Annotated in this window: 1 protein-coding gene and 1 pseudogene; both read left to right on the top strand. The window is 42.4% G+C overall.

Annotation, left to right across the window (positions count from 1 at the left end; genetic code table 11):
* The first annotated feature begins 100 nt into the window (after positions 1-100).
* On the top strand, positions 101-805 hold the full coding sequence (locus F6J99_RS45355) for a group II intron maturase-specific domain-containing protein (RefSeq protein WP_365975557.1): 705 nt from the start codon (positions 101-103) through the stop codon (positions 803-805).
* A gap of 88 nt (positions 806-893) precedes the next feature.
* Positions 894-1,019, top strand: a pseudogene (locus tag F6J99_RS45350) (reverse transcriptase N-terminal domain-containing protein); the annotation flags it as partial.

Raw genomic sequence — 1,019 nt, 5'->3', positions numbered from 1 at the left:
CGGATTTAACTTCCTATGAAGTTACCGTAAGAATAAAGAAGCCTTTACAGGGGACAGACTATGCAAAAAAGGGTTAAAAATTATTAATTAAGGCTTCTTTATTCTAAGGTTTCGTCTCCTGGGCTGGTATTTTAGAGTCCAGAAAAACGGAAAATTCAAGTGCATTCCCTCAGAGGAAAACCACCGAAATATACGGAAGAAGATTAAAACTGTCGTCAACTGCTCGAATTATGGTGCAATAGTAAAAGCTAAAAAATTAGCCCCCATCGTACGTGGATGGCGTAATTACCACTCAAGCTGTGATATGAGCAGCAGTAGGGATAGCCTATGGTTCATGAAGAAGACAGCAAACCGTAAATTCCGAAAGGAAAAGAAGGTCAATCGTCAAAAAGCTAATGAACTATGCAACAAAGCATTCCCAAAGGTAGGATACGAACAAAACAAACACAACAACGTAAGGGGGACTAAGTCACCTTATGACGGTGACCTAGTCTACTGGAGTAAAAGGAACTCTCGCCTTTACTCCGATGCTACTTCAGAAGCATTGAAAAAGCAAAACCATTCCTGTGGACACTGTGGATTGAAATTCCTAGAAGACGAATCTGTACACCTCCATCACGTCGATGGAAACCACGACAATTGGTCAAAAAAGAATCTAATAGCAGTCCATCAGAGTTGTCACCAACAAATACATTGGTCAGTAACAGGGACACCAGAGAAACCCACTTTCATTAACGAACAAAAGGGAACTGGTAAGACTGAGAAGAACAGCGCCCAATCCCACAGGAGCAAAAGCGAAAGCTAAGGATATCTAGGAGCTGTATGAGGGGAAACCTTCACGTACAGTTCTGAAGGAGAGGTGCCCTGGGTAATACCAGGCATCGACTCTAACAGTTTATAAAGCAGTTCGAGAAGGAAACCTACGGAAAGCCAGGTCTCTACAGAAACTGATAATGAAATCCCGGTCAGCTCAACTCTTGGCAATCCGACAAGTGACTCAGCTCAATCGAGGAAAAAGA

The organism is Moorena sp. SIO4G3 (assembly GCF_010692305.1).
Taxonomy (GTDB): Bacteria; Cyanobacteriota; Cyanobacteriia; order Cyanobacteriales; family Coleofasciculaceae; genus Moorena; species Moorena producens_A.
This window is presented reverse-complemented; position numbering and strand designations above follow the sequence as displayed.